At 42.5% G+C, this 716-nt stretch carries 1 protein-coding gene; it reads left to right on the forward strand.

The features are described from left to right. Window positions 1-703: NAD-dependent epimerase/dehydratase family protein (locus A3738_RS02770; protein ID WP_068763333.1), on the forward strand; the 703-nt coding region annotated here is incomplete at its 5' end. Between the last annotated feature and the right edge of the window lie 13 nt (window positions 704-716).

Genomic DNA, 716 nt, shown 5'->3' on the forward strand with positions numbered 1-716 from the left:
GAATATCGTTGGATTCACGAATATTCTTGAAGGTTGTCGTCATCACGAAGTTGAGCATCTTGTTTATGCATCAAGTAGTTCCGTATATGGTGCTAATGAAAGTATGCCGTTTTCTGTGCATGACAATGTCGACCATCCAGTAAGCCTGTATGCTGCGTCTAAGAAGTCGAATGAATTGATGGCACACACGTATAGTCACTTGTTCGGATTGCCGACGACTGGCTTACGGTTTTTCACGGTATATGGCCCTTGGGGACGACCTGACATGGCCTTGTTTATGTTTACTAAGAATATTATCGAAGGGAAACCTATCGACGTATTTAATTATGGTAAGCATCAGCGTGACTTCACCTATATTGACGATATTGTCGAGGGCGTTATTCGTACCTTAGACAATACTGCTGCTTCAAATCCCGATTGGTCTGGAGTAGATCCTGATTCAGCCACATCTAGAGCGCCTTATCGCATCTATAACATTGGTAGCAATAATCCATGTGAATTGCTCCGTTATATAGAGTTGATCGAAGAAAACGTTGGTAAGAAAGCAGAGAAAAATCTTCTTCCAATGCAGCCGGGTGATGTACTTGCAACCTACGCCAATGTCGATGCATTAATCAAAGATGTTGATTACAAGCCGTCAACGCCCTTAGAAGAGGGTGTTGCGAACTTTGTTGAGTGGTATAGAGACTTCTACAAGGTTTAAGTTAGATAGCCTG

The sequence above is a fragment of the Oleiphilus sp. HI0066 genome (assembly GCF_001635725.1).